General features: G+C 64.8%; 26 protein-coding genes and 1 riboswitch. Of the genes, 15 read left to right on the top strand and 11 right to left on the bottom strand.

All coding sequences use genetic code 11. The annotated features are described in order from the left end of the window. The first annotated feature begins 83 nt into the window (after positions 1 to 83). Positions 84 to 914, top strand: a complete 831-nt coding sequence (locus tag ABIB95_RS33555) for a GntR family transcriptional regulator (RefSeq protein ID WP_071917648.1) — start codon at positions 84 to 86, stop codon at positions 912 to 914. Between the two features lie 48 nt (positions 915 to 962). On the opposite strand, the gene ABIB95_RS33550 is transcribed toward ABIB95_RS33555, so the two are convergent. Then, positions 963 to 1,565, bottom strand: coding sequence for a hypothetical protein (locus tag ABIB95_RS33550; RefSeq protein ID WP_354245816.1), 603 nt, complete (start codon positions 1,563 to 1,565; stop codon positions 963 to 965). 255 nt (positions 1,566 to 1,820) lie between these two features. Between ABIB95_RS33550 and ABIB95_RS33545 the strand changes: the two genes are divergently transcribed. Then, entirely contained in the window at positions 1,821 to 2,879 is a 1,059-nt protein-coding gene (locus ABIB95_RS33545; protein WP_354245813.1) for a class I SAM-dependent methyltransferase, read from the top strand. A 30-nt stretch (positions 2,880 to 2,909) separates the two neighbouring features. Here the strand turns inward: ABIB95_RS33545 and ABIB95_RS33540 are convergent, their stop codons facing one another. Continuing rightward, a complete protein-coding gene (locus tag ABIB95_RS33540; protein WP_354245810.1) occupies positions 2,910 to 3,293 on the bottom strand; it encodes a bleomycin resistance protein in 384 nt (127 codons plus the stop codon). A 129-nt stretch (positions 3,294 to 3,422) separates the two neighbouring features. On the opposite strand from ABIB95_RS33540, the gene ABIB95_RS33535 reads away from it, so the two are divergent. Both ABIB95_RS33535 and ABIB95_RS33530 read left to right on the top strand, forming a co-directional pair. After that, the gene (locus ABIB95_RS33535) at positions 3,423 to 4,148 is read left to right on the top strand and encodes a nucleotidyltransferase domain-containing protein (protein ID WP_354245807.1); all 726 of its coding nucleotides are present in this window, start codon (positions 3,423 to 3,425) and stop codon (positions 4,146 to 4,148) included. Between the two features lie 107 nt (positions 4,149 to 4,255). Further along, on the top strand, positions 4,256 to 5,029 hold the full coding sequence (locus tag ABIB95_RS33530) for an enoyl-CoA hydratase/isomerase family protein (protein ID WP_354245804.1): 774 nt from the start codon (positions 4,256 to 4,258) through the stop codon (positions 5,027 to 5,029). A 30-nt stretch (positions 5,030 to 5,059) separates the two neighbouring features. On the opposite strand, the gene ABIB95_RS33525 is transcribed toward ABIB95_RS33530, so the two are convergent. Then, positions 5,060 to 5,692, bottom strand: a complete 633-nt coding sequence (locus ABIB95_RS33525) for a hypothetical protein (RefSeq protein ID WP_071916058.1) — start codon at positions 5,690 to 5,692, stop codon at positions 5,060 to 5,062. Between the two features lie 180 nt (positions 5,693 to 5,872). Next, positions 5,873 to 6,736, bottom strand: coding sequence for a DUF1194 domain-containing protein (locus ABIB95_RS33520; protein WP_354245801.1), 864 nt, complete (start codon positions 6,734 to 6,736; stop codon positions 5,873 to 5,875). A 263-nt stretch (positions 6,737 to 6,999) separates the two neighbouring features. Then, positions 7,000 to 7,077: riboswitch (Fluoride riboswitch) on the top strand. A gap of 52 nt (positions 7,078 to 7,129) precedes the next feature. Between ABIB95_RS33520 and ABIB95_RS33515 the strand changes: the two genes are divergently transcribed. Genes ABIB95_RS33515 through clpS form a run of 5 tightly spaced genes read left to right on the top strand, consistent with a single transcriptional unit; the run spans position 7,130 to position 9,912 of the window. Then, positions 7,130 to 8,377 carry an MFS transporter gene (locus ABIB95_RS33515; protein ID WP_502917895.1) on the top strand — a complete coding sequence of 416 codons (1,248 nt, stop codon included), beginning with the start codon at positions 7,130 to 7,132 and terminating at the stop codon, positions 8,375 to 8,377. After that, entirely contained in the window at positions 8,352 to 8,786 is a 435-nt protein-coding gene (gene crcB, locus ABIB95_RS33510) for a fluoride efflux transporter CrcB (RefSeq protein ID WP_354174262.1), read from the top strand. The genes ABIB95_RS33515 and crcB (ABIB95_RS33510) overlap by 26 nt, the downstream gene beginning before the upstream one ends. Before the next feature lie 6 nt (positions 8,787 to 8,792). After that, complete coding sequence (gene crcB / locus ABIB95_RS33505) at positions 8,793 to 9,221, top strand: fluoride efflux transporter CrcB (RefSeq protein ID WP_247314118.1); 429 nt, start codon at positions 8,793 to 8,795, stop codon at positions 9,219 to 9,221. Between the two features lie 2 nt (positions 9,222 to 9,223). After that, positions 9,224 to 9,565, top strand: coding sequence for a DUF190 domain-containing protein (locus ABIB95_RS33500; RefSeq protein WP_208085197.1), 342 nt, complete (start codon positions 9,224 to 9,226; stop codon positions 9,563 to 9,565). 41 nt (positions 9,566 to 9,606) lie between these two features. Continuing rightward, complete coding sequence (gene clpS / locus ABIB95_RS33495) at positions 9,607 to 9,912, top strand: ATP-dependent Clp protease adapter ClpS (RefSeq protein ID WP_014497217.1); 306 nt, start codon at positions 9,607 to 9,609, stop codon at positions 9,910 to 9,912. Between the two features lie 43 nt (positions 9,913 to 9,955). Here the strand turns inward: clpS and ABIB95_RS33490 are convergent, their stop codons facing one another. The 4 genes from ABIB95_RS33490 to fabI all read right to left on the bottom strand — a co-directional run bounded on the left by ABIB95_RS33490 (position 9,956) and on the right by fabI (position 13,824). Further along, complete coding sequence (locus tag ABIB95_RS33490; RefSeq protein WP_354245798.1) at positions 9,956 to 11,146, bottom strand: adenylate/guanylate cyclase domain-containing protein; 1,191 nt, start codon at positions 11,144 to 11,146, stop codon at positions 9,956 to 9,958. 70 nt (positions 11,147 to 11,216) lie between these two features. Next, entirely contained in the window at positions 11,217 to 12,305 is a 1,089-nt protein-coding gene (aroC, locus tag ABIB95_RS33485) for a chorismate synthase (RefSeq protein ID WP_071916063.1), read from the bottom strand. Positions 12,306 to 12,394: 89 nt separating this feature from the next. Further along, complete coding sequence (locus ABIB95_RS33480) at positions 12,395 to 12,994, bottom strand: histidine phosphatase family protein (RefSeq protein ID WP_354245794.1); 600 nt, start codon at positions 12,992 to 12,994, stop codon at positions 12,395 to 12,397. 20 nt (positions 12,995 to 13,014) lie between these two features. Further along, entirely contained in the window at positions 13,015 to 13,824 is an 810-nt protein-coding gene (gene fabI / locus ABIB95_RS33475) for an enoyl-ACP reductase FabI (protein ID WP_354245791.1), read from the bottom strand. A gap of 171 nt (positions 13,825 to 13,995) precedes the next feature. Here fabI and ABIB95_RS33470 point away from each other — a divergent pair, with 171 nt between their 5' ends. Together ABIB95_RS33470 and ABIB95_RS33465 are read left to right on the top strand one after the other, a co-directional pair. After that, positions 13,996 to 14,484, top strand: coding sequence for a sigma-70 family RNA polymerase sigma factor (locus ABIB95_RS33470; RefSeq protein WP_014497222.1), 489 nt, complete (start codon positions 13,996 to 13,998; stop codon positions 14,482 to 14,484). A gap of 106 nt (positions 14,485 to 14,590) precedes the next feature. Further along, on the top strand, positions 14,591 to 15,361 hold the full coding sequence (locus tag ABIB95_RS33465; RefSeq protein ID WP_354245788.1) for an anti-sigma factor: 771 nt from the start codon (positions 14,591 to 14,593) through the stop codon (positions 15,359 to 15,361). Positions 15,362 to 15,804: 443 nt separating this feature from the next. Here the strand turns inward: ABIB95_RS33465 and ABIB95_RS33460 are convergent, their stop codons facing one another. Next, positions 15,805 to 16,767, bottom strand: coding sequence for a DnaJ C-terminal domain-containing protein (locus ABIB95_RS33460; RefSeq protein ID WP_208073498.1), 963 nt, complete (start codon positions 16,765 to 16,767; stop codon positions 15,805 to 15,807). Positions 16,768 to 16,877: 110 nt separating this feature from the next. Next, positions 16,878 to 17,285 (bottom strand): RT0821/Lpp0805 family surface protein, encoded by a 408-nt coding sequence (locus ABIB95_RS33455; protein WP_028158074.1) that lies wholly within the window; start codon positions 17,283 to 17,285, stop codon positions 16,878 to 16,880. Positions 17,286 to 17,398: 113 nt separating this feature from the next. On the opposite strand from ABIB95_RS33455, the gene pdxH reads away from it, so the two are divergent. From pdxH to ABIB95_RS33440, 3 genes are read left to right on the top strand one after another with little or no spacing between them, the layout of a single operon-like run. Beyond that, entirely contained in the window at positions 17,399 to 18,040 is a 642-nt protein-coding gene (gene pdxH / locus ABIB95_RS33450; protein ID WP_247314133.1) for a pyridoxamine 5'-phosphate oxidase, read from the top strand. A 25-nt stretch (positions 18,041 to 18,065) separates the two neighbouring features. Further along, complete coding sequence (locus ABIB95_RS33445) at positions 18,066 to 18,818, top strand: SDR family NAD(P)-dependent oxidoreductase (protein WP_063984930.1); 753 nt, start codon at positions 18,066 to 18,068, stop codon at positions 18,816 to 18,818. A 17-nt stretch (positions 18,819 to 18,835) separates the two neighbouring features. Beyond that, positions 18,836 to 19,606: a class I SAM-dependent methyltransferase gene (locus ABIB95_RS33440; protein WP_354245784.1), complete on the top strand. Its 771-nt coding sequence runs from the start codon at positions 18,836 to 18,838 to the stop codon at positions 19,604 to 19,606. Between the two features lie 489 nt (positions 19,607 to 20,095). On the opposite strand, the gene ABIB95_RS33435 is transcribed toward ABIB95_RS33440, so the two are convergent. Further along, positions 20,096 to 21,073, bottom strand: coding sequence for a magnesium transporter CorA family protein (locus tag ABIB95_RS33435; protein ID WP_085401296.1), 978 nt, complete (start codon positions 21,071 to 21,073; stop codon positions 20,096 to 20,098). A 337-nt stretch (positions 21,074 to 21,410) separates the two neighbouring features. Between ABIB95_RS33435 and ABIB95_RS33430 the strand changes: the two genes are divergently transcribed. Continuing rightward, entirely contained in the window at positions 21,411 to 22,097 is a 687-nt protein-coding gene (locus ABIB95_RS33430; RefSeq protein ID WP_063984933.1) for a L,D-transpeptidase, read from the top strand. The last annotated feature ends 35 nt before the right edge of the window (positions 22,098 to 22,132 follow it).

Below are 22,132 nucleotides of genomic sequence, written 5' to 3'. Positions count from 1 at the left end.
CAATGACCGCCTCCGACAGTTCTCGACCGCCCGCTTCAAGCAAAGGCGGTTCCGAGCGCGCCGAGCACCTTGCCGGGCTGATCATGGCGCTCGCCCGACGCGAGGGCATGAAGGCTGGCGATCGCTTGATCGAACAGCGGCTTGCCGATGCGCTCGATCTTTCACGCGCGCCGATCCGGCTCGGCCTCAAGGCTCTGGAAGCGGCAGGGCTCGCGCGCGGCGAGCCACATCGCGGGTTCGTGCTGGCCAAGCATCCGACCAGCGGCGCAGCCCAGCCAGCCCTCGCGGCGGTCAGGCGCAGCGAACAGGTTTATACGTCCATCGCAGGCGACGTGCTCGCAAGCCGACTGCCGGCTGACGTCACCGAGGCGGAGCTGATGCGCCGCTATGGCCTCAGCCGGGCCGAGTTGCAGCGGCTGCTTGACCGGATCGCTGCCGAGGGCTGGATTGCACGCCTGCCGGGCTATGGCTGGCGCTTCGCGGAGACGGTCTCGAACCCCGAAGCTCACGCCAAGGCCATGGCGTTTCGCGCGGTGATCGAACCTGCGGCAATCGCCCAGCCCGGCTTTGCGCTGCCGCAGGAGGTGATTGCACGCTTGCGCGAGCGCCAGCTGCGCGTGTTCGAAGGCGAGCTCGAGAAGATGACGATCGGCGAGGTCTTTCTTTCCGGTTGCGAATTCCATGAGGAGATCATTCGCGGCGCCGGCAATCCGTTCTTTCTTGAATCGCTCAGGCGCGTGAATTCGATCAGGCGCCTGTTCGCCTATCGCAGCTTCGCCGACCGCGACGGCATGCGGCGGCACGTGCGCGAGCATTTGCGCCTGCTCGAGGTTCTGGAAACGCGGCGTTATGCCGAAGCGGCAGAGCTGATGGCGAAGCACCTGCAACGCCCGCTGGTGGCGGGCTTGTCGTAAGCCAACGCGGCTGCCGTCAAGCGGGCGGCGAAAGCGACGCGTGACCGCTCAACGCCGCAAGCCACCCAACGCCGGTGACTCGCCGGGCAGCATTGACGAATTGATGTCGCTGTCCATGCGTCCCGATTGCTGCTGGGTGAAACCGGCGCCGAACGACAGGCTGAGGTTGGAGGTCGGCTTGAACTCGACACCCGCGAACGCGCCGTAGCCGGGCGAGGCGCTGGAGGTGAGCGGGGCGAGCGAGCTGCCGATGCCGCCATTGTATTTCAGCGTGTCGAACCCGGCAAAGAACGTGACGGGCATGCCGCCCGCGGTCTTGTAGTTGTAACCGAACTGCGTGCCATCATAAGAGAGCGCGCTGAAATTGCCGGCCGGCGCAGGCTGGCTGAGTCCGCCCAGGCCTAGATTGCCGCGTTCGCTTCCGACGAAGAAACCGGGACGAAAATCATAGCCCGCGTTGGCATCGCCACCCTTGAAGCTCGTAAAATTGCCGTAGCCGTCGGAGCCCTGGCCGGCGCTGCCGCCAAAGCCGAAAGGCCCGCCGGGGATCCAATATTGCAGGGGCGCGACCTGCGCATAAGCCGGCGCTCCGCCGAGGCAGAGCACCACGAAGAGAGTTGCGAGACCGCAGGGACGTGCAAGGCTGGACATTCAGATGACCGTCAAAAAAGTGCGGAAACTATACGCCGGGGACCACGCGAATACCAGTGACGCGATGCCGGTGGTCGCGCCATCGAGTTCCAAAATTACGTTATCCTGACGTGTTGAACCTCCTGCGCGACGGATTGACCCACATAGAGGACGCGCGAACGCGAGCCGTCGCTTTGATCCTGATCGGCCGGGGCAGTCCGGCAAGACGCAATTGCGCAGACCTTTGAAAATGCCAGACACAACATGGAGGCTGTCATGGAGGTCGATTCCGACAGGTTGAATGCCTTTATGGGCAAGATGATCACCGAGGTCGGGGCCGCGATGAACGCATCGCTGGTCCTGCTGGGCGACAAGCTCGGCCTCTACCGCGCCCTCGCCGCCAAGGGACCCATGAACTCTGCCGAACTCGCAAGCGCCACCGGAACGAGCGAACGCTACGTCCGCGAGTGGCTGGCGAGCCAGGCGGCTTCTGGTTACGTCGAATACGATTCCACTTCCGGCAAGTTCTCGATGCTGCCGGAGCAGGCGTTGGCGCTCGCCGATGAGGACAGCCCGGTCTTCCTCGGCGCGGTCGGCAATGTCATTGCCGCGGCGTTCCTCGACGAGCCAAAAATTACGGACGCATTCAAGTCCGGCAAGGGCGTCGGCTGGAATCGTCGCAGCGAGTGCCTGTTCTGCGGCACCGCCCGGTTCTTCCGCACCGGCTACATGCATCATCTGGTGCAGGAGTGGCTGCCCGCGCTCGAAGGCGTCGTGGACAAGCTGAAGCGCGGCGCCAAGGTCGCCGATGTCGGCTGCGGGCACGGCGTCTCGACACGGCTGATGGCGGAGGCCTTCCCGAACTCCCGCTTCTACGGCTTCGACTATCACGAGGGCTCGATCGCGGCCGCACGAAAGGCGGCCACTGAGGCGAAGCTGGGCGATCGTGTCAGCTTCGCGGTTCACTCGGCGAAGACCTATCCGGCCGAGGGCTACGATCTCGTCTGCTTCTTCGATTGCCTGCACGACATGGGCGATCCCGTCGGCGCCATCAGTCATGTGCGCGAGACCATGGCGAAGGACGGCACCTGCATGCTGGTCGAGCCGTTCGCAGGCGACCGCCTCGAAGACAACCTCAATCCTGTCGGGCGGGTCTACTATGCGGCGTCCACCATGATCTGCACGCCGGCCTCGCTCGACCAGGAGGTGGGCCTCGCGCTCGGCGCTCAAGCCGGCGAGGCAAGGCTGCGCAAAGTCGCCAGCGAAGGCGGCCTGTCGCGCTTCCGCCGCGCCGCCGAAACACCCTTCAACCTGATCCTGGAGGCCCGGATCTGATGCAACGGCGGACGCGCGCGGCCGGCGATGTCAGGCCGCGTCGTCCGTTCCCATACCGAACGTGAGCTGATTGCCGTCGGCATCGACGACGTCGAAATCGCGCATACGATAGTCGCGGTCCTCCGGCCGGTTGAGCAGCCTGGCGCCGCGTCCCGATAGTTCGGCATAGATCTGATCGACGTCCCTGACGAAGATGCAGATGCCGCCGTGCCCGGGCAACCGCTTCGTTACCGCCGCCGCAAGCAGATGCAGGCCGACCTCGTCACGGCAGAGGCAGGCGTAGGACGGAGGCTGACCGTATTCGAAGGTGACATCGAAGCCGAGCACATCGCGGTAATAGGCGAGGCTGGCTGTGATGTCGGACACGACGAAGACCGTGGCGGAGCCGGCCATCATCGGGTGTTCGTCGGTCATTGGTCCCTCCATCCGGCAAGCAATCTCCTGCACGCAGTCTAGCATGCGCGCTGGAGGTCTTGCACGGCCCAAGCCGCACCGTAAGCTGTCGCCCGGACAAGGCGGCGCAAGTCCGCCGGAACGGGAGTCATGCCGCACGATCCCCTGCTCACGCACCTGACATCCGCCTTTGCCAAGGTGCCGGGCATCGCTGCCATCGTGCTCGGCGGCTCGCGCGCGCGGGGCAGCGCGCATCCTTCCTCCGACTACGACATCGGACTGTACTTCTCGGCGGCGAGCCCGCTCGATACGGATCGGCTACTGGCCGCCGCGAAGGAGATCGCCGACGATCCTGCCGCCACAGCCGTGACCCCCGTCGGCGAATGGGGCCCGTGGATCGTCGGTGGCGCCTGGCTTTCAGTGGAAGGCCGCAAGGTCGATCTGCTCTATCGGAGCGCCGACGCAGTCGAAGCTGTGATGGAGTCTTGCCGCGCCGGCGTCGTCACCATGGATTACCAGCCCGGCCATCCGCACGGCTTCTGCTCGGCGATCTGGATGGGCGAGATCGCCTATTGCCAGCCACTGCACGATCCGCCGGCCCTGATTGACCGGCTGAAATCGATCGCTCTGCCCTATCCGCGCCCGCTGCGTACGGCGCTTCCAGTGGGAGATCCTGTTCGGTATCGAGAATGCAGAGCTTGCGGCAGCGCGCGGCGAACAGACTCATGTCGCGGGGTGCCTCTACAGATCGCTCGCCTGCGTCGCGCAAGTTCTGTTCGCACTGAACGAATGCTATCTCATCAACGAAAAGGGCGCACTATAGGAATCAAGCCGCCTGCCGCTGACCATCCCGCATCTGGCGGAGCAAACCAATGAGGTCTGGCGGCTGGTCGGCGCCGGCGCTCCGGCCCACGCCTGCGAAATCCTACGCAAGATCGACCGGCAGTTGAAGGTGCTGACGTCTTGAAAGCATGGAGAACCCGGTGACATCTGACAATCCCGTCGCCTACGAACGCACAGGCAACATCGCCCGCATCACGCTGCGCCGCCCGCCGGTCAATGCACTGAGCCTCGAGGTCATCCGTGCGGTGGTCGCGGCCCTGCGTCGCGCGGCGAACGATCCGGAAGCGCGCGTTGTCGTGCTGGCGAGCGCGATCGCCAAGCGCTTTTCGGCCGGCCTCGATCTCGACATCCTGCTTGGCAAATCCGGCGCCGAGATCCGCGAATTCCTCCAGGCGCTCTATATCGACCTTTACGACGCCCAGTATGGGCTCGGAAAGCCGTCGATCGCCGCGGTCGGAGGCGCAGCGCGCGGCGGCGGCATGACCATGGCGGTGTCCTGCGACGTGGTGCTGGCAGCCGAGAGCGCGACGTTCGGCTATCCCGAGATCGACGTCGGCGTCATTCCCGCGATCCACTACGCGCATCTGCCGCGCATCGTCGGACGTCACCGCGCGTTCGAGCTGCTGTTCACCGGCCGCGTCTTCACCGCCGCGGAGGCGCGCGAGCTCGGCGTGGTGAACCGCGTCGTCGACGATGCCGGGCTCGAGGCTGAGGTGCTGAAGCTCGCGGCGCAATTCGCCGGCAAGTCGGCCGCCGTGCTGCGGATGGGCCGCGCCGCCTTCATGCGCCAGATTGATCTCGACTACCGGCGCAGCATCGCAAGTGCAGTAGACGATTTCTGCAATGTCGCGACGTCGGACGAAGCGCAGGAGGGATTGAGGGCGTTCGTGGAGAAGCGGGCGCCGAAATGGTGAGGGCCGCAGGCCGCCCAGGGAGGCTGACGTTCAGGCCGTCCTGTCCACCGAGGACGACGAATCCGCAGGCGGATATTTCGTCACCGGCACAGTGAAGGATTTGGAGCCGACCTGGTAGATGATCTTGCCGTTTTGTCCGTTGTCGGTCGATATCTGCGACTGCCCGAACATGATGACGTTCCTGTAGACGTAGCCGGTGCCCTGGCGGGTGATACCGTCGGTGGTGACGCTGACCGTCGCCTCTTTGCCGTTAATGGCCAGCACGCGAAAGCTCGCGCTCTTGCCGATGTCGGCAGAATAGCCGCCCCAGCTTCCCATGAGGATGCTGTCGGAACCTGCCGGCGCCTGTTTCTGCAAAGTCGCGCTCTGCTTGCCAACGCCCGAGGAGAATAGGAGCACCAGGTTCTTGCCGTCCTTGGTGCCGACCGTGACGTTGCCGTAGCTTATCGTTGCACCATTGACCTCGCCGATACCACGCTCGGTGTGCCCGTTATGGGTGTACTCGATCTGGGCCCTGGCCCCGCGGATGTTCACGACCTTGAAGCCGACGGCCTGGTTGTTGCCTGCCCAATTGCCCTTCCAGTCACCCACCAGACTGCTCTGGTGATACACCCGCTCGTTGGCGGGCGAAATCTGGCTGGTGCTCGATGTGACGATGGCCATTGGATTGCTCGGCGGATTTGTCTGACAGACCCGCTTCTGTTCGCGCGCCGGACGGCGAAGTCAGAACTTTATCCGGAAACAACGGGAAGCAGGCCGATTAGGGCCACGCAGCGGTTAACGCGTGGTTAAATTCGACCGCGGGCGGGACAGGGCGAAAGGTCCCATTCGGGGTAGTGCGGATCAGCGCCCCCAGCGGTCCGACCAGATCTTCTCGCCGATCAAGCAGCTGACCCGTGGCTCCTTGTCGGCAACGCGCCTCACGGGGCGCTCCGGCATGCGGCCCGCGACCTCCATCAGGAGCTTGGTGCGGATCGCTTCCTTGAACTTGTCGCGATCCTTGATCGTGATGACGAAGGAGCCGGGACCGCCGATGACGCAGTCCTCGTAGTAGTAGTCGAGATTGTCGATATCCATGGTCGAATAGGACGGCTCCTTGACCATGATCGGCAGGCCGTTGATGACGATGCCCTTCTCGAGCGCGGCGTCGCGCGCCGCTGTCACCGGGCCGCCATTGTTGTTGGGGCCGTCACCCGAAATGTCGATCACGCGGCGCAAGCCGCGATAGGGATCCTCGTCGAACAACGGCATCGCGAACGTGATCGCCCCGGAGATCGAGGTGCGCGAGGCGCGCCGGATCGGCGTCTTCAAGATCTCGGCGGCGACCGCGTCCGCCGTCTCCGGTCCGTCGACCAGCCGCCACGGGATGATGATCTTCTGGTCGCTGGAAGCGGCCCATTCGAAGTAAGTCACCGCGATCCGGCCATTCGGCCCGAGCTTCAGCGCCTGGAGGAATTCCTTCGACTGGATCGCCTGCGCATAGCCTTCGCGCTGGATCGCGAGTTCGTCCATGTCCATGGAGTAGGACACGTCGACCGCGAGGACCAGCTCGACATCGACCGTCTGCGCGTCCCGATCGGCCGCTAGCCGTTGTGGCAAACTCTTGCTCGGTTCAAATTTGGGCCCTGGTGCCGCGATGCCCGCGACGTCCCCTCCGGCGAGCACGCCGGCCACCAGCACAGCCCCGATCGAGAACAGCATGCGCATCGCAGTCTCCCGTCGTATGACGCGATGGTGACATGCAATCGCCTTGCCGCAAAGTCCGAAGATCGCTTGCGCTTCACATTCCGGTTAGGAATTCGCGAGTTGGGAATGCGCACGTCACGCAAAGCTGCCGCCGTGTTGCCGCGCTTGCGCCACGGGGACATGCGCGATCGCTCACGCCATCATTCCGGAGCGTCCAGCAGCATCGAGCCGAAGACAGACCTTCCCCGCCCACTTGTCCGGTGCGATTTCCATGCTAGGTTGGATGTACAGATGGGGATGGAGTCCCCCGACAACCGCCCGTCGGCCTGTAACCGTAGTGGGCTGATGACTCCTGCTCGAGGAGGGGCAATCTCAAAGCCTCGGCCTTTGGCGGGAGCATGGACAAACCCGCCGATGGCGGGTTTTTTGTTGCCTGAAGGCGAAGGTCAGGGCGTGACGACGACGACACCGAATGCTGCGCGTGCGGGGCTGCCCAGGGGGATCTGGGTGCTCGGCTTCGTCTCGATGCTGATGGACGTCTCCTCCGAGATGATCCACGCGCTGCTGCCGGTCTATCTCGTCACTGTGCTCGGGGCCTCCACGCTGACGGTCGGCTTCATCGAGGGCATTGCGGAGGCGACCGCCTCGATCACGAAGATCTTCTCCGGCGCATTGTCCGACTGGCTCGGCCGGCGCAAGCTCCTCGCGGCGCTCGGCTACGGCCTAGCCGCGCTGACAAAACCGCTGTTCCCGCTTGCCCCCAGCGTCGGTTGGCTGATTGCCGCGCGCTTCATCGACCGCGTCGGCAAGGGTATTCGCGGCGCACCGCGCGATGCGCTGATCGCCGATATCGCACCTGCGGGTCTGCGCGGCGCGAGCTTCGGCCTGCGGCAGTCGCTCGACACCATCGGCGCATTCGTCGGACCGCTCGTGGCGATCGGCCTGATGTGGTGGACAGCAGATAATTTTGCCCTTGTTTTCTGGGTAGCGGTGCTGCCGGCCTTCCTCTCTTTCGGCCTGATCGCATTCGCGGTGAGCGAGCCGGAGCCGGACCCAAGCCGGGAGTCTACGAAGAATCCGCTGAACACCTCCGCCATGCGGCAGCTCGGATCCGTGTACTGGCGCGTCGTCGCGGTCGGCGTGGTGTTCACGCTCGCGCGCTTCAGCGAGGCCTTCTTGATCCTACGCGCGCAGAACATCGGACTCTCTGCGATGTGGGTGCCGGCGGTGCTGGTGCTGATGAACGTGGTCTATGCGCTGTCGGCCTATCCCGCCGGCGTGCTGTCGGACCGGATCAACCGGACCGGCCTGCTCGCGCTCGGCCTCGTCTTCCTCGCGGCCGCCGACCTCGCGCTCGCGCTGCTGCCGAACCTCGCGGGCCTCGCGCTCGGCGTCGTGCTGTGGGGGCTGCATATGGGATTGACCCAAGGCCTGCTGTCGGCCCTCGTCGCCGACGCCGCGCCGCCGAGCCTGCGCGGCACCGCATTCGGCTATTTCAACCTGTTCACGGGACTGGCCTTGCTGGCCGCAAGCGTGATCGCCGGCGCGCTGTGGGATGCCTACGGTCCGGCGGGCACGTTTTTGGCCGGGCTCGGCTTCGCGCTGGTCGCGCTCGTAGGGCTGCTCGCCGTCAGCAATGGTCTGGCAGCGGAGGACAAATGATGATGGAGGGGCGTTCGTCGTGTTGAGCGGAGTGATCGCAATCGTGGTCGGCAGCGTTCTCGGCGGCTGCGCGCGCTATTTCGTCTCGGGCGCGATCGCGCGGCGGCTGGGAGAGACCTTTCCCTGGGGCACCATGACCATCAACATCACCGGCGCCTTCCTGATCGGCATTTTCGGCGCGCTGGCAACCCATCCCGGCTCGATCTTCGCCTCCCCCAATCCCTGGCTGTTCGCGGTGACCGGGTTCCTCGGCTGCTACACCACGGTGTCCTCGTTCAGCCTGCAAACGCTGACGCTCGCGCGCAACGGCGAGCCGATGCATGCGCTCGGCAATGTCGCGCTCTCGGTCGGGCTTTGCCTTGCCGCCGTCAGTTGCGGCTTTGTCCTCGCTGACGGTCTTGGAGGCTAGAGGCGGATGACCGTTCCCTCCTCCACCGACCGCTGGCGCAGCGCGATGCTCTATGCCTGGGTTTCCTTCGGCAGCGTCCTTGGCGGCCTCGCGCGCTATTTCGTCTCCCTCGTGCTCGACACCGGCCCGGGCTTCCCCGTCGCGACGCTGTTCATCAATGCCACGGGATCGCTCATCATCGGCTTCTACGCAACGCTGACCGGCCCCGACGGCCGCATGCTGGCGCGGCCCGAGCACCGGCAATTCGTCATGACCGGGTTTTGCGGCGGATACACCACCTTCTCGGCCTTCAGCCTGGAGACCTTCCGCCTGTTCCACGGCGGCATGAAATACACGGCACTCGCCTATATCGCGGCATCCGTCATCTGCTGGCTGGTGTCCGTGTGGCTCGGTCATATGATGGCAAGCCGCTACAACCGCTTGACAAGGAGCTGACCATGCAAATCCCTAATCAGGCTGTTTCGCTCCGGATCTTCATCGGCGAGAGCGACCATTTCGGCGGCAAGCCGCTTTACGAAGCGATCGTGATGACGGCGCGCGAGCGGCATCTCGCGGGCGCCACCGTGCTGCGCGGCCCGATGGGGTTCGGCAAGTCGAGCCGGCTGCACACCTCGAAGATCCTGCGGCTGTCGGAAGACCTGCCGCTGCTGATCGAGATCGTCGACAGCGAGGACAGCATCAACGCATTCCTGCCCATCCTGGATGGCATGATGTCGAGCGGCCTGATCACCTTGGAGAAGGTGCAGGTCCTGCAATATGGTGCGAGGGCCGCACACTGAGCACCGCGGCTGAACCGAGCCCGCCGTTTCCGGGAGGCGGAATGAACGACACCGTTACCAAGCCTAAAACCAGGACGAAGACCAAGGTCGAGCGGCCTAAGCTGCACAAGGTCATCCTGATCAACGACGACTTCACGCCACGCGAATTCGTCACGATGATCCTCAAGGCCGAGTTCCGCATGACCGAGGATCAGGCCTACAAGGTCATGATCACCGCGCACAAGCTGGGCGCCTGCGTGGTTGCCGTGTTCACCAGGGACGTCGCCGAAACCAAGGCCACCCGCGCCACCGATGCCGGCCGCGCCAAGGGCTATCCGCTGCTGTTCACGACGGAGCCCGAGGAATAGGGCTTCATCTTGCGACGATGAATCATCTTGACCTCATCGCGCTTCAGGCCATCACCACCGGCGTCTCTTCGGCGAGCCCGTACACGCGTTGCGCCTTCGAAAACCCTGCGATCGGAAATTCGCCGAGCTCGCGCCAGTCATGGCGGCAGGCGTTCGCGAAGACTTCCGAGACCACGACAGTCCGCCCCAGCCGGCCCGTGATCTTCTCCAGTCGCGCCGCGAGATTGACGGCGGGGCCGATGCAGGTGAAGTCGAGCCGGTTGCCGCCGCCGATATTGCCGTAGAGGATGTTGCCGACGTGCAGCGCGACGCCGAAGCGGAAGCGCTCGACGACATCGCCGACCGGAATGGCGAGTGCCTCGACGCTGGCGCGGGATTCGCGCGCGGCCTCCAGCACGCGCGCGCAGACATGCGCGGCATCGCCGATATATTCGTCGATCGGGAACACCGCGAGCAGGCCGTCGCCCATGAATTTCAGGACCTCGCCGCCATGGCCCCGGATCGCGGTGACCTGGCAGTCGAAATAGTGGTTGAGGATCTCGACCACGGTCTCGGCCGGCAGCCGGTCCGAAAGTGCGGTGAAGCCGCGCAGATCCGAGAGCCAGATCGCGGCCTGCATGGTGTCGTTGTGGCCGCGGCGGATCTGGCCGCCGAGGATACGCGCGCCGGCACGGTTGCCGACATAGGTGTCGAGCAGCATCTCGGCGGTGCGGCGCAGACTGATGATCTCGGCGACGCGCGCGAGCGGTGTCACGATGGAGCGGATTGCCGCGATGTCGTCGTCGCTGAAGCCGCCGGGATGCCGCGTGACCCAGCTCGTCGCGTGGATCGAGCCGTCGAGATAGTGCATCGGCATCGCGAGGTAGTCGGTCACGCCTTCGGCGCGCATGTCGTCGAGGAACGGAAACCGCTTGCTGTCCGGATCGTCCATCCGTCCCCGCACCTCGAGCCCCTCCTCGAACACGATCCGGAGCGGGCTTCGGGCGAATTCGGGCGTGTCCAGGATCTCGAAATCGACGGTGCCGATCTCGACCTTCTGGCCCTGCCGCCAGATGAAGTTGCGGCCGAAGATTTCCGGATGCAGCGTGCGAATGAAGATGCCGAACCGCGACAGCGGCAGGCCGGCCGCGACCAGATGCTCGCAGACCTCGGCGATCATCTCGGAAGGGGTCCCGGACGACCTCGCACCGTCGATCAGCCAGTTGGTGATGCGCTGGATCTCGGAGTTTTGCATGTCCGCATTTGCGGACGAAGTCTTGGGGACGTCAAGCTGCGCGGTGGGCTAGTACCGCGACACGAATGCTCTAGCGGCCGACCTGCCCGCGATCCCGAATGAAGTGATCGGCGAGCACACAGGCCATCATGGCCTCGCCGACGGGCACGGCGCGGATGCCGACGCAGGGGTCGTGGCGGCCCTTGGTGAAGATCTCGGTGTCGGCGCCCTTGCGATCGACAGTGAGGCGCGGCTGGAGGATCGACGAGGTCGGCTTCACCGCGAAGCGCACCACCACCGGCTGTCCGGTGGAGATGCCGCCCAGAACGCCGCCGGCATGGTTGGAGAGGAAGCGCGTGCCGTCATTGCCCGTGCGCATCTCGTCGGCGTTCTCTTCGCCGGTGAGCTCGGCCGCGCCAAAGCCGGCGCCGATCTCGACGCCCTTCACGGCGTTGATGGTCATCATCGCGCCCGCGAGATCAGAATCGAGTTTTGCGTAGATCGGCGCGCCGAGGCCTGCCGGCACGCCTTCGGCGACGACCTCGATCACCGCGCCGATCGACGAGCCGCTCTTGCGGATGCCGTCGAGATAGGTCTCGAAGAACGCGGCCTTGTCCTTGTCCGGACAGAAGAACGGATTTTTGGCGATCTCGTCCCAGTCCCATTTGTCGCGATCGATCTTGTGCGGGCCGATTTGCACCAGCGCGCCGCGGACCTTGACGTCGGGCAGCACTTTTCGCGCGATCGCACCCGCAGCGACGCGCATTGCCGTCTCGCGCGCCGAGGAGCGGCCGCCACCGCGATAGTCGCGCAGGCCGTATTTGGCCTCGTAGGTGAAGTCGGCGTGGCCGGGCCGAAACTTGTCCTTGATCTCGGAATAGTCCTTCGAGCGCTGGTCGGTGTTCTCGATCAGGAGCCCGATCGGGGTGCCCGTCGTCACCTGCACGCCGGTCTCCGGATGCGCCATCACGCCGGACAGGATTTTCACCTGGTCCGGCTCCTGGCGCTGGGTGGTGAAGCGCGATTGACCGGGCCGGCGGCGGTCGAGATCCTGCTGGATATCGGCCTCGGTAAGCGGGATCATGGGCGGACAGCCGTCGACCACGCAGCCGATCGCCACCCCATGGCTCTCGCCGAAGGTGGTGACGCGGAACATGTGGCCGAAGGTGTTGAAGGACATCGCTGCTCGCTGGGTCGGTTCGGGCGTGTGGTAACGCGCGGGGGGCCGGGGGTCAAACCCATAGCCACCGTGGATGACGGCGAACCGGCCTAACTAAACTTCTCCAGCCGACCGTCCCGAAACACGTAGACGGCGCCCTGCTCGATATAGAGCTCGGCGGCGCTGGCCGGCGTCTCCAGGCCGAGCGAAACCATCAGGGCCCGGCAAGTCCCGCCGTGGGCGACCGCGACGATATCGGTCCGGAGCTCGTCGTACCAGGCCCGCACGCGGACCTGCACATCGGCGTAGGTCTCCCCGTCCGCGGGGCCGACCGTCCATTTGTCGGCGAGGCGCCGGGCGTAGACGTCCGGATCGGCCGCCTCGCTCTCGGCCAGCGTCAGCCCTTCCCAGCTGCCGTAGCCGATCTCGCGCAGGCGATCGTCGAGCGCGTAGTCGGCCGGCGGCAGTTCGAGCTTGCCGCGCGCGAGTTCCATGGTCTGGCGTGCACGCCCGAGCGGGCTCGACACGTAGGGTAACGCCGCCTTGTCCTTGCCGTCGCGCTTGAAGAGATCCGCCAGCACGCCGCCGGCCTGCACGGCCTGACCGCGTCCGCGCGCGTTCAGCGGAACGTCCTTGGTGCCCTGAAGCCGCCCGAGCGCATTCCACTCGGTCTCACCGTGGCGAAGATAATAGATCGTGGGCACGGGCATTCCAGATTTATAAGCTAGTCCTAGCCGCCGAACGAAATGTCCGGCGCGTCCGGGCGCTTCATGCCCAGCACGTGATAGCCGGAATCGACGTGATGCACCTCGCCGGTGACGCCGCGCGCGAGATCAGAGAGGAAATACAGCGCGCTGCCGCCGACGTCTTCGATCGAGACGTTGCGTCGCATCGGCGCGTTGTTCTCGTTCCACTTCAGGATATAGCGGAAGTCGCCGATGCCGGATGCCGCGAGCGTCTTGATGGGACCTGCCGAGATCGCGTTGACGCGGATGTTCTTCTCGCCGAGATCGGCCGCGAGATAGCGCACGCTGGCCTCCAGCGCAGCCTTCGCCACGCCCATCACGTTGTAGTGCGGCATCCACTTCTCGGCGCCGTAATAGCTGAGCGTGATGAGCGAGCCGCCGTCGGTCATCAGCTTCTCGGCGCGCTGCGCCACGGCGGTGAACGAGTAGCAGGAGATCAGCATCGACTTGGAGAAATTCTCCGGCGTGGTGTCGACGTAGCGGCCGTCGAGCTGCTCGCCGTAGGCGATCGCATGCACCAGGAAGTCGATCTTGCCCCACTTCTCCTTCAGCACTGCGAAGGCGGCGTCGATGGTCGCGGCATCGGTGACGTCGCAATGGCCGAGCACGAGACCGCCGATCTCGGCGGCGAGCGGCTCGACGCGCTTCTTGAGCGCATCGCCCTGATAGGTGAAGGCGAGCTCGGCGCCGGCTGCGTGGCATGCCTTGGCGATGCCCCAGGCGATCGAGCGGTTGTTGGCAAGGCCGAGGATGACCCCGCGCTTGCCCTGCATCAGACCTGAATTCTGCGCCATTTGCTAACGTCCCGTCGAGCTCTCGTTGAGGTCTGGAGGTACACCAGCCCTCCTTCGCGGTACAGTCCTAATACGCGGCGTTAACGCTGTTTCAAGCGCCGGAATAGCCGTTCCGTTCGGGTGTTATGATGATTGAGGCGCTCGCGCCGGACAGCAGGACGTCAAGACGGCATGAGTGCGTTTCGCCAGAGTGTGGAAGCCATGATCCCGGCGTTGCGCCGCTACGCCCGCGCGCTCACGCGCGATGCGGATGCGGCCGACGACCTGGTGCAGGATACGCTGGTGCGGGCGCTGCGTTCGGAGCGCCTGTTCCTCGGAGGCGATGTCAGGAGCTGGCTCTATACGATCCTGACCAATCTCAACAAGAACCGGCGGCGCTCGCTGGCAAGACGCCCGCAATTCACGCAGCTGACGGAGAACAATCCGGATGCCAGCGGGACCGAGGCCGAAGGGCGCGACATCGAGAAGGCGCTGGCGACGCTGGTCGAGGAGCAGCGCTCGGTGCTTCTGCTGGTGATGCTGGAGGGCATGAGCTACCGCGAGGTCGCCGACATCCAGGGCGTGCCGATCGGCACCGTGATGTCGCGCCTGGCGCGGGCGAGAGCCCACGTCAAAGCCTCGCTGGAAGGTGAGCGCCCGGCGCTCAAGCGGGTGAAGTGATGGCAGTGTTGATGCATCGCGCAGGTCGCTTCGCCTGCATGGCGCGGGAAGCAGCGCAGTTGAACCGCGAAAGACATTTTGGGCCGCAGAGCCAGAGACGATCGATATGAACGACCATAATATTCCCATTACCGAAGACGAGCTGCACGCCTATGTCGACGGCGAGTTGCCGGCCGAGCGCCGCGCCGACGTCGAGGCCTGGCTTGCCGCACACCCTGACGATGCCGAGCGCGTGCAGTCCTGGCGCGCCATGGCCGAGATGTTGCACGCGCGTTACGACTCTGTCGTCCAGGAGCCAGTGCCGGCCCGGCTGGAGCTCGAGCGGCTGGAGCGCCGTCCCCGGCAATGGTTCTATGCCGCCGCGGCGGCTGTGCTGGTCGCCTTCGTGGCCGGCGGCACCGCCGGTTGGGTGGCGCATGGCGCGGCCAACGCCCCCTCGACCTTCCAGAGCTTTACAGCGGACGCGCTCGACGCCCACCGCCTCTACGTCGTCGAGGTTCGCCACCCCGTCGAGGTCGGCGGCAACGAGCGCGACCATCTCCAGGCCTGGCTGACCAGGCGCTGCGGCTGGACCGTGTTCGCGCCGAACCTGGAGGCAAGCGGGCTGAAGCTCGTCGGCGGTCGGCTCTTGCCGGGGCCGAACGGTCCGGCGTCGTTCCTGATGTATGAGGGCGCCTCGGGCGAGCGGTACACGATCTACACCGCCAAGACCGAGAACGGCGCGACTCAGATGCGCTACGCCAAGGCCGACAAGGACGGAGCGCTGTTCTGGGCCGAGCGCGGCGTCGGCTACGTCGTCAGCGGCGGCGGCGACCGCGATCGCCTGACCAAGGTTGCGCAGGCCGTCTACGACCAAGCCGAGAAAAACGGTACGTGAGCAACCGTTTAAAGGCGGTGCCTCGATTCCGACATTGAAAATTTGGAATCAAGACATGGGTGCGTCTCATTATCGCACCGGATGCTCACGAGAAAATGAGTAGCGTTCGATCCGCCGATCGACGCGGGCGGCCTCGATTGGGGTTTTTGGTACCGCGCTGGTCCCCCTCTCGAGGCCGCACCTATTATCGACTGCCCCGCCGGACAGCCGACACGTCGAACCACATGGGCCGAGAGGCGCTCTCACGCCTCAGGCATATGACGAGCATCATCTGTCGAGAGATGCTCTGGACCTCTGGGAGAACCCCCTTCAGTTGCGACTTCGCCCTAAAGCGCGATGGCTCACGCTTCAGCAGTTTTCTCTGCGCATGATCTTTTCGGAAAGCCGCTGAACGCCAAATGAACGCCTCGCGCTCACGCGGCCCCCCGGGTCCGGATCATGCCTTAGCCAAGCCCGCTACGTGGATTGTAGGGGTGTTGGTCCCGCCACTTCTCCATCAATGCCTCAAGCTCGGCGTCGTTCCCGTCCGGTAGCATAATCCTGATGGTGACGAAGAGATCCCCGGTTCCGCCGGCTTTTGGCAATCCCTTGCCCTTGAGGCGGAAGGTCCGGCCGCTGGAGGTGTTTTTCGGGACCGACAGTTCCACGGCATTGCCGAGGGTCGGCACGCGGACCTTGCCGCCGAGCACCGCCTCGTAGAGCGTGACCGGCAGGTCGATCCTGAGGTCAGCGCCCTCGATCTTGAAGAACGGGTGCGGCGCGATGCTGATCGTGATCAGGAGATCGCCCGGCGGATGCCCCTGGGCGCTCTCGCCCTGCCCGCGCAACCGGATCTGCTGGCCCTCGGTGACGCCGGCCGGAATCTTGACGTTGAGCTCCTTGCCCGTCGGCAGCCGGACGCGCTTCTCGCCACCCTTGACCGATTCTTCCAGCGAGACGGACATCGCGACATTGACGTCGAGATCGAGGCCGATCCCGCCGGTGTCGAATTCGAACTGCCCGGCGCCGCCGGCCCCGGGCCGCGCACCACGCGTCCCACCGAACATGCTGTTGAGGATGTCCTCGAATGCACCGCCGCCCTGGCCAGGGCCCGCGCCGCCACTGCGGAACGTATAGCTTTCGAACCCGCCGGGACCTGCACGGCCGCGTGGCCCGCCGCCGCCCGGAAAACCCTGGAAGCGCGGCTTGCCGTCGGCGTCGATCTCGCCGCGGTCGAACTGCTTGCGCTTGTCCTCGTCGCCGATGATCTCGTTCGCCGAATTGATCTCGGAGAAGCGCTCGGCGGCCTTGGGGTCATCCTTGTTGCTGTCGGGATGGTGCTTCTTGGCAAGCTTGCGATAGGCGCTCTTGATCGCGGCAGCGTTGGCGCTCCGCGGCACCCCCAAGACCTCATAGGGGTCGCGCATCCGTCACGTCTCCTTCAAGAGAAATCGAATTGTTCAAAGGGCTCCCCGCCCCATCTGCTGGTCATGTGGGAGGCGAGTGGCATTTTTGCAACTAGCCGCGGAGCCGATTCCTAGCTCCGCCACGGCTTTAGCGTATGAATCTCCCAACGGCCACGGCTGCTTTGGCAGCCGGCGCCCTGGAGCCAGCTTTCGGTGCTGCCATTGACGTAGCTCGCCAGGAAGTCCCGGCACTTGCGGCCGTCCTCGGCGGCGTAGGACTGCGCGATCGGCGTCACCGAGCCGCGCGCTCCGGTTTCCGGATTCTCCCAGTGCTGGCTGGAATCCTTGTCGCCCTTGCTCAGCACGTCGGAGGCGGCGTTACGGGCGAAGGCAAGATCGGTGTCGGTCGGCGGGGCGTCCTTTGCCGGCCGCGCGATCGAGCCGGTCAGGTCGCTGTCGTCGGCCTTGGCGTAGGCGCTGGTGTCGTTGCGGGAAAAGCTGCAGCCGCCAGAGCCGAGCCCGATCAGAATCATTGTCATGACAAAGCCGGACGGCCGGATCGCCGATAGGCCAACGCGTCCCCATGCCCTATATAGGGCGGTAGCGGACAACAACGCGTTTTGGGCCGCGGGACGCAATTCGGACTCCGGACATGACCGACACGACCTCGATGAAACACCAGACACCCTTAACATCCGGTGATTTCACCGCCGCCGACGAGCCATTTGCGCTGTTCGAGGCCTGGCTGAACGAGGCGATCAAGAGCGAGCCGAACGATCCGAACGCCATGGCGCTCGCAACCGTCGACCCCGACGGGCTGCCAGACGTGCGCATGGTGTTGATGAAGGGCTTCGATGCCGACGGTTTCGTCTTCTACAGCCACATCGCGAGCCAGAAGGGCCGCGAACTCGCCGCAAATCCTAAGGCGGCGTTACTTTTTCACTGGAAGTCACTGCGCCGTCAGGTCCGCATCCGCGGCAACGTGACGCCGGTGACCGACGCCGAGGCCGACGCTTACTTCGCCACCCGTCCCAAGCAGGCGCAGATCGGCGCCTGGGCGAGCAAGCAGTCCGAGGCGCTGGAAAGCCGCTTCGCCTTCGAACAAGCCATCGCCAAAGTCGCGGCCAGGCACATCATCGGCGAGGTGCCGCGGCCGCCGGGCTGGAGCGGCTGGCGCATCACGCCCTCGCGTATCGAGTTCTGGCACGACCGCCCGTTCCGCCTGCACGACCGTATCGAATTTCGCCGTGACGCGGCCGGCCAGCCATGGTCCAAGACGCGGATGTATCCCTGAGCTTAGGCCGACCTGAAAGATGTCCATGCCGCATTCGTCCAATGCGCCGCGCCGCACGCTGCTCCTGACCGGAGCGAGCCGCGGCATCGGCCACGCCACAGTGATCCGCTTCTCGTCGGCGGGCTGGCGCGTCATCACCTGCTCGCGGCATCCCTTCCCCGAGGACTGTCCGTGGGACGCCGGCCCCGAGGATCACATCCAGGTCGACCTCGGCAACCCCCTGGACACCGCGCGCGCGATCACCGACATCCGCAACCGGCTCGAAGGCGGCATGCTGCATGCGCTCGTCAACAACGCCGCGATCTCGCCGAAGGGGCCGGGTGGCTCGCGGCTTGGCTCGGTCGACACCGACCTCGACACCTGGACGCACGTCTTCCACGTCAATTTCTTTGCGCCGATCATGATCGCGCGGGGATTGATCGAGGAGTTGAAGGCGGCCAGGGGCTCGGTCGTGAACGTCACCTCGATCGCGGGCTCGCGCGTGCATCCCTTTGCGGGCGCCGCCTATGCCACATCGAAAGCTGCGCTTGCATCCCTGACGCGCGAAATGGCCTCCGATTTCGGCCGCGTCGGCGTCCGCGTCAACGCGATCGCGCCGGGCGAGATCGACACCTCGATCCTGTCGCCGGGCACCGAGAAGATCGTCGACCAGCAGATCCCGATGCACCGTCTCGGCACGCCCGACGAGGTCGCCAAGATCATCTACGTGCTGTGCACGGACACCAGTTCCTACGTCAACGGCGCCGAGATCCACATCAACGGCGGCCAGCACGTGTAAGGCCAGGCAGGCGAAGCATGGGCCGGTTCGCGAGCACTGCGTCACTCTACGAGCATTTGCGGCCGCCCTATCCGAGCGAATTCTTTCGCAGCGTCGCACACAAGCTTGGTCTCACCAAACAGAGCAGCCTGATAGACCTCGGCACCGGACCCGGACTCCTGGCGCTCGGCTTCGGCCCCTATGTCGGCCGCGTTGTCGGCGTCGATCCCGAGCCTGAGATGATCGAGGCGGCGCGACGCGCCGCAGCGGGCGCAGGGCGGGATATCACGCTGATCGAAGGCAAGGCCGAAACGCTTGCTTCCGACATCGGTAGCTTCGATGTCGTGACGATCGGGCGCGCCCTGCATTGGATGGATCGCGACCTGACGCTTGCACTGCTCGACCGGCTCGTCGCGCACGACGGCGCAATCGCTATCTGCGCCTCATTCTCGGCCACCGACGGCCGCAACCCGTGGCTTGATGGCTACAACGACGTCCGCCGCCGCTGGTCACCGGCCAAGCTCTGGGAGGAGGCAGGCATGGGCACGCGCACCCATCGCGACTTGCCGGCGTTCTTTCGCGGCAGCGCCTTTCAGCCCACCGAGCTCGTCACGGTTGAGACCAGCCACACAATCAGTGTGCAGGATCTGACACGCCGTACCCTCACCTACTCGTCGTCATCGCCGGAGGCGTTGGGCGAGAATGCAGAGGCGATGCTGTGCGATGTCGGGGAGCACCTGGCTCCCTTCATCCGCGACGGCGTCATCGCCGAGACCATCGTCTCGACGGCGCAGATCGTGAAACGCTAGAGCTCATCTGCCGAAAGAAGGGAAGCAAGGCGATCCAGACAACGCCGCCGCAAGACCTGGATCGCCCGCCGTTCTTTCCGTTCCTCAATCGACTCGAATCCGACGCGACCGATCGCGCAGCCGCGGAGCGGCCGTGCTGAACGCAGTCGAGCAGTCGTCGTCGTTCTCACCGTCGAGCAGCGGAGCACCACAGTGCCGGCACATGCGCGCCGACATCGACGACGCCTTGCCGCTCGCCAGGACCTGACGGTAATTCGCCAGATCGATGACGTTGCGGGGCGACGTTATGTGTTTTTCAACCATGGCTGTTCCTCGCGGCTAACATGCTGCTTATCGCAGACAAGTTTCGCGCAAACGTTCAGCCCACTGCTCAAATTTTACCGGAGGAATTGGGGCGGCGGGCACACATCACGGCGCGGCCTCAATCCCGCTCTATTCTGCGACACCAACCACCGTGTCTCGTTGAACAGCGTAAGGTCTCGGTAGGTATCAAAGCCACTTCTTCCACTTGAAGAGCCAGTACGGGACGATCGCGGCGGCGAGCATCATCACCAGCGCCATCGGATAGCCGTGGACCCATTCGAGTTCCGGCATCGCCTTGAAATTCATGCCGTAGATCGAGGCGATCAGCGTCGGCGGCATCAGGACAACGGCCATGACCGAAAACAGCTTGATGATGTTGTTCTGCTCGAGATTGACGACGCCGAGCATGGCGTCGAGCACGAAGGTGATCTTGCTGGAGAGATAAGAGGCGTGGTCGGTCAGCGAGGCGACGTCGCGCTGCATGGTCTTGAGCTGCTCGCGCATGTCCTTCGACCATTTCACGCCCTCCACCACCGCGGAGAGGAAGGTGACGACGCGGCCGATCGACACCAGGCTTTCGCGAACCTTCGAGGTCAGGTCGCCCTTGCGGCCGATCGAGATCAGGATCTGGGAATATTGCTTGGCGTGGCCGTGGCGCTCGCTCTCGGGCTCGAAGATGTCGTGCGAGACCTGGTCGATCTCCGCGCCGCAGCGCTCCAGGATGTCGGCGCAGCGGTCGATCACGGCGTCCAGCAGTTCCATCAGCACCATCTCGCCGGTGATCGCGGGCGTGCAGGAACGGGCCAGCTTGGCCTCGACCAGCGCAAACGGCTTGGGCTGGTCGTAGCGCACCGTCACCAGGCGATGGTCGCCGAGAATGAAGGTCACAGCCGTGGTCCGGGGCATGTCGGTGTCGGACTGGCACATCAGCGTCGCCGTCATGTAGCGCGCGCTGTTCTCGATATAGAGCCGGCTGGAGATCTCGATCTCCTGCATGTCCTCTCGGGTCGGGATCGCAATGCCCGAGAGCCGCTCCACCGCCTTGTCCTCAGCCGCGGTCGGGTTGACCAGGTCGATCCACACCGCATGCTCTGGAACCGCCGCGAGGTCTTCGACAACCGCTTTCTTGAGGGAGGAGTCGGAGGGAACGAACACAGAAAACATGCACAACTCCAGCAGGGTCCTGCGACAGACTGACAGCCCTTAGCGCGATTCTGACAAGTTCATGATGACAAGCACATTAACGGGGCGTTTGCATTTGTGGCGGCGCCGTGGCCCAACCGTGGCACGGAATCGACAGTCGGGCGTGCTTTGCCTAAAAACCAGCACAGGAGCGCAAAACTTGCGGCAAAAAAGCCACAGCTCGGCTCTTGCAGCGCGGGAAAAGGTCCGAAACGCTGGAATTGTGGCAGATTTCAACGATAATAGGGCCCAACGGAGTCGTGGTTTGGGCGCGTCTCAAGCCCCGCGAAAGCTAGTTGTTGTCGATTGGAATCAAATCATGTCGTCGCTGAAAGTTATGCTGGGTATTTTGGCCGCTGGCCTGATGCTGTCGGGCTGCATGCAGGCCACACATTTTGAAGCGACCGACACCAAGGCCTTCAAGCCGAAGGACAAGGAACTCCTCGCCAAGGTCCGGTACGAGAACACCCCCGTCGCCGAGCCGTTCCGCCGCGCCATCGTCGACTACCACCGCAAGGAATCGCCGGGCTCGATCGTGGTCGATTCCGACAACCATTACCTCTACTGGGTCATGGATGGCGGCAAGGCGATCCGCTACGGCATCACCGTCGGCGAAGAAGCCATGGCCTGGTCGGGCATTGCCAAGGTTGGCAGCATGACCGAGTGGCCGGCCTGGCATCCGACCCCGGGCGAGATTTCGCGACTGGGCGTGCCGACCTACGTTGCACCGGGTCCGGACAATCCGATGGGCTCCCGCGCGATGTATCTCTACTCCGGCGGCAAGGACACGCTGTTCCGCATTCACGGCACCAACCAGCCGGAATATATCGGCGCCTCGATCTCGTCGGGCTGCATCCGCCTAACCAACGAGGACGCGATCGACCTCTATGGCCGCGTCAAGGTCGGCACCATTGTCGTGGTGCTCGAGCCGAAGCATGGCGACTCGCCCTACAATTCGCGCCTCGCGCTCGGCGGCAGCCAGACGGGCCAGGCGGGCAGCTACTGATCGCTTCCTGCTCTCGGACATTCAAAAGCGCCGGC

This window comes from Bradyrhizobium sp. LA2.1 (assembly GCF_040547725.1).
Classification (GTDB): Bacteria; Pseudomonadota; Alphaproteobacteria; order Rhizobiales; family Xanthobacteraceae; genus Bradyrhizobium; species Bradyrhizobium barranii.
This window is presented reverse-complemented; position numbering and strand designations above follow the sequence as displayed.

Excerpts from the sequence above, each read along its gene's own strand:
- ABIB95_RS33555 (WP_071917648.1), top strand. The coding sequence starts at position 84 with ATGGCGCTCGCCCGACGCGAGGGCATGAAGGCTGGCGATCGCTTGATC.
- ABIB95_RS33550 (WP_354245816.1), bottom strand. The coding sequence starts at position 1,565 with ATGTCCAGCCTTGCACGTCCCTGCGGTCTCGCAACTCTCTTCGTGGTG.
- ABIB95_RS33545 (WP_354245813.1), top strand. The coding sequence starts at position 1,821 with ATGGAGGTCGATTCCGACAGGTTGAATGCCTTTATGGGCAAGATGATC.
- ABIB95_RS33540 (WP_354245810.1), bottom strand. The coding sequence starts at position 3,293 with ATGACCGACGAACACCCGATGATGGCCGGCTCCGCCACGGTCTTCGTC.
- ABIB95_RS33535 (WP_354245807.1), top strand. The coding sequence starts at position 3,423 with ATGCCGCACGATCCCCTGCTCACGCACCTGACATCCGCCTTTGCCAAG.
- ABIB95_RS33525 (WP_071916058.1), bottom strand. The coding sequence starts at position 5,692 with ATGGCCATCGTCACATCGAGCACCAGCCAGATTTCGCCCGCCAACGAG.
- ABIB95_RS33520 (WP_354245801.1), bottom strand. The coding sequence starts at position 6,736 with ATGCGCATGCTGTTCTCGATCGGGGCTGTGCTGGTGGCCGGCGTGCTC.
- ABIB95_RS33515 (WP_502917895.1), top strand. The coding sequence starts at position 7,130 with ATGGCGGGTTTTTTGTTGCCTGAAGGCGAAGGTCAGGGCGTGACGACG.
- crcB (WP_354174262.1), top strand. The coding sequence starts at position 8,352 with ATGGTCTGGCAGCGGAGGACAAATGATGATGGAGGGGCGTTCGTCGTG.
- crcB (WP_247314118.1), top strand. The coding sequence starts at position 8,793 with ATGACCGTTCCCTCCTCCACCGACCGCTGGCGCAGCGCGATGCTCTAT.
- ABIB95_RS33500 (WP_208085197.1), top strand. The coding sequence starts at position 9,224 with ATGCAAATCCCTAATCAGGCTGTTTCGCTCCGGATCTTCATCGGCGAG.
- clpS (WP_014497217.1), top strand. The coding sequence starts at position 9,607 with ATGAACGACACCGTTACCAAGCCTAAAACCAGGACGAAGACCAAGGTC.
- ABIB95_RS33490 (WP_354245798.1), bottom strand. The coding sequence starts at position 11,146 with ATGCAAAACTCCGAGATCCAGCGCATCACCAACTGGCTGATCGACGGT.
- aroC (WP_071916063.1), bottom strand. The coding sequence starts at position 12,305 with ATGTCCTTCAACACCTTCGGCCACATGTTCCGCGTCACCACCTTCGGC.
- ABIB95_RS33480 (WP_354245794.1), bottom strand. The coding sequence starts at position 12,994 with ATGCCCGTGCCCACGATCTATTATCTTCGCCACGGTGAGACCGAGTGG.
- fabI (WP_354245791.1), bottom strand. The coding sequence starts at position 13,824 with ATGGCGCAGAATTCAGGTCTGATGCAGGGCAAGCGCGGGGTCATCCTC.
- ABIB95_RS33470 (WP_014497222.1), top strand. The coding sequence starts at position 13,996 with ATGAGTGCGTTTCGCCAGAGTGTGGAAGCCATGATCCCGGCGTTGCGC.
- ABIB95_RS33465 (WP_354245788.1), top strand. The coding sequence starts at position 14,591 with ATGAACGACCATAATATTCCCATTACCGAAGACGAGCTGCACGCCTAT.
- ABIB95_RS33460 (WP_208073498.1), bottom strand. The coding sequence starts at position 16,767 with ATGCGCGACCCCTATGAGGTCTTGGGGGTGCCGCGGAGCGCCAACGCT.
- ABIB95_RS33455 (WP_028158074.1), bottom strand. The coding sequence starts at position 17,285 with ATGACAATGATTCTGATCGGGCTCGGCTCTGGCGGCTGCAGCTTTTCC.
- pdxH (WP_247314133.1), top strand. The coding sequence starts at position 17,399 with ATGACCGACACGACCTCGATGAAACACCAGACACCCTTAACATCCGGT.
- ABIB95_RS33445 (WP_063984930.1), top strand. The coding sequence starts at position 18,066 with ATGCCGCATTCGTCCAATGCGCCGCGCCGCACGCTGCTCCTGACCGGA.
- ABIB95_RS33440 (WP_354245784.1), top strand. The coding sequence starts at position 18,836 with ATGGGCCGGTTCGCGAGCACTGCGTCACTCTACGAGCATTTGCGGCCG.
- ABIB95_RS33435 (WP_085401296.1), bottom strand. The coding sequence starts at position 21,073 with ATGTTTTCTGTGTTCGTTCCCTCCGACTCCTCCCTCAAGAAAGCGGTT.
- ABIB95_RS33430 (WP_063984933.1), top strand. The coding sequence starts at position 21,411 with ATGTCGTCGCTGAAAGTTATGCTGGGTATTTTGGCCGCTGGCCTGATG.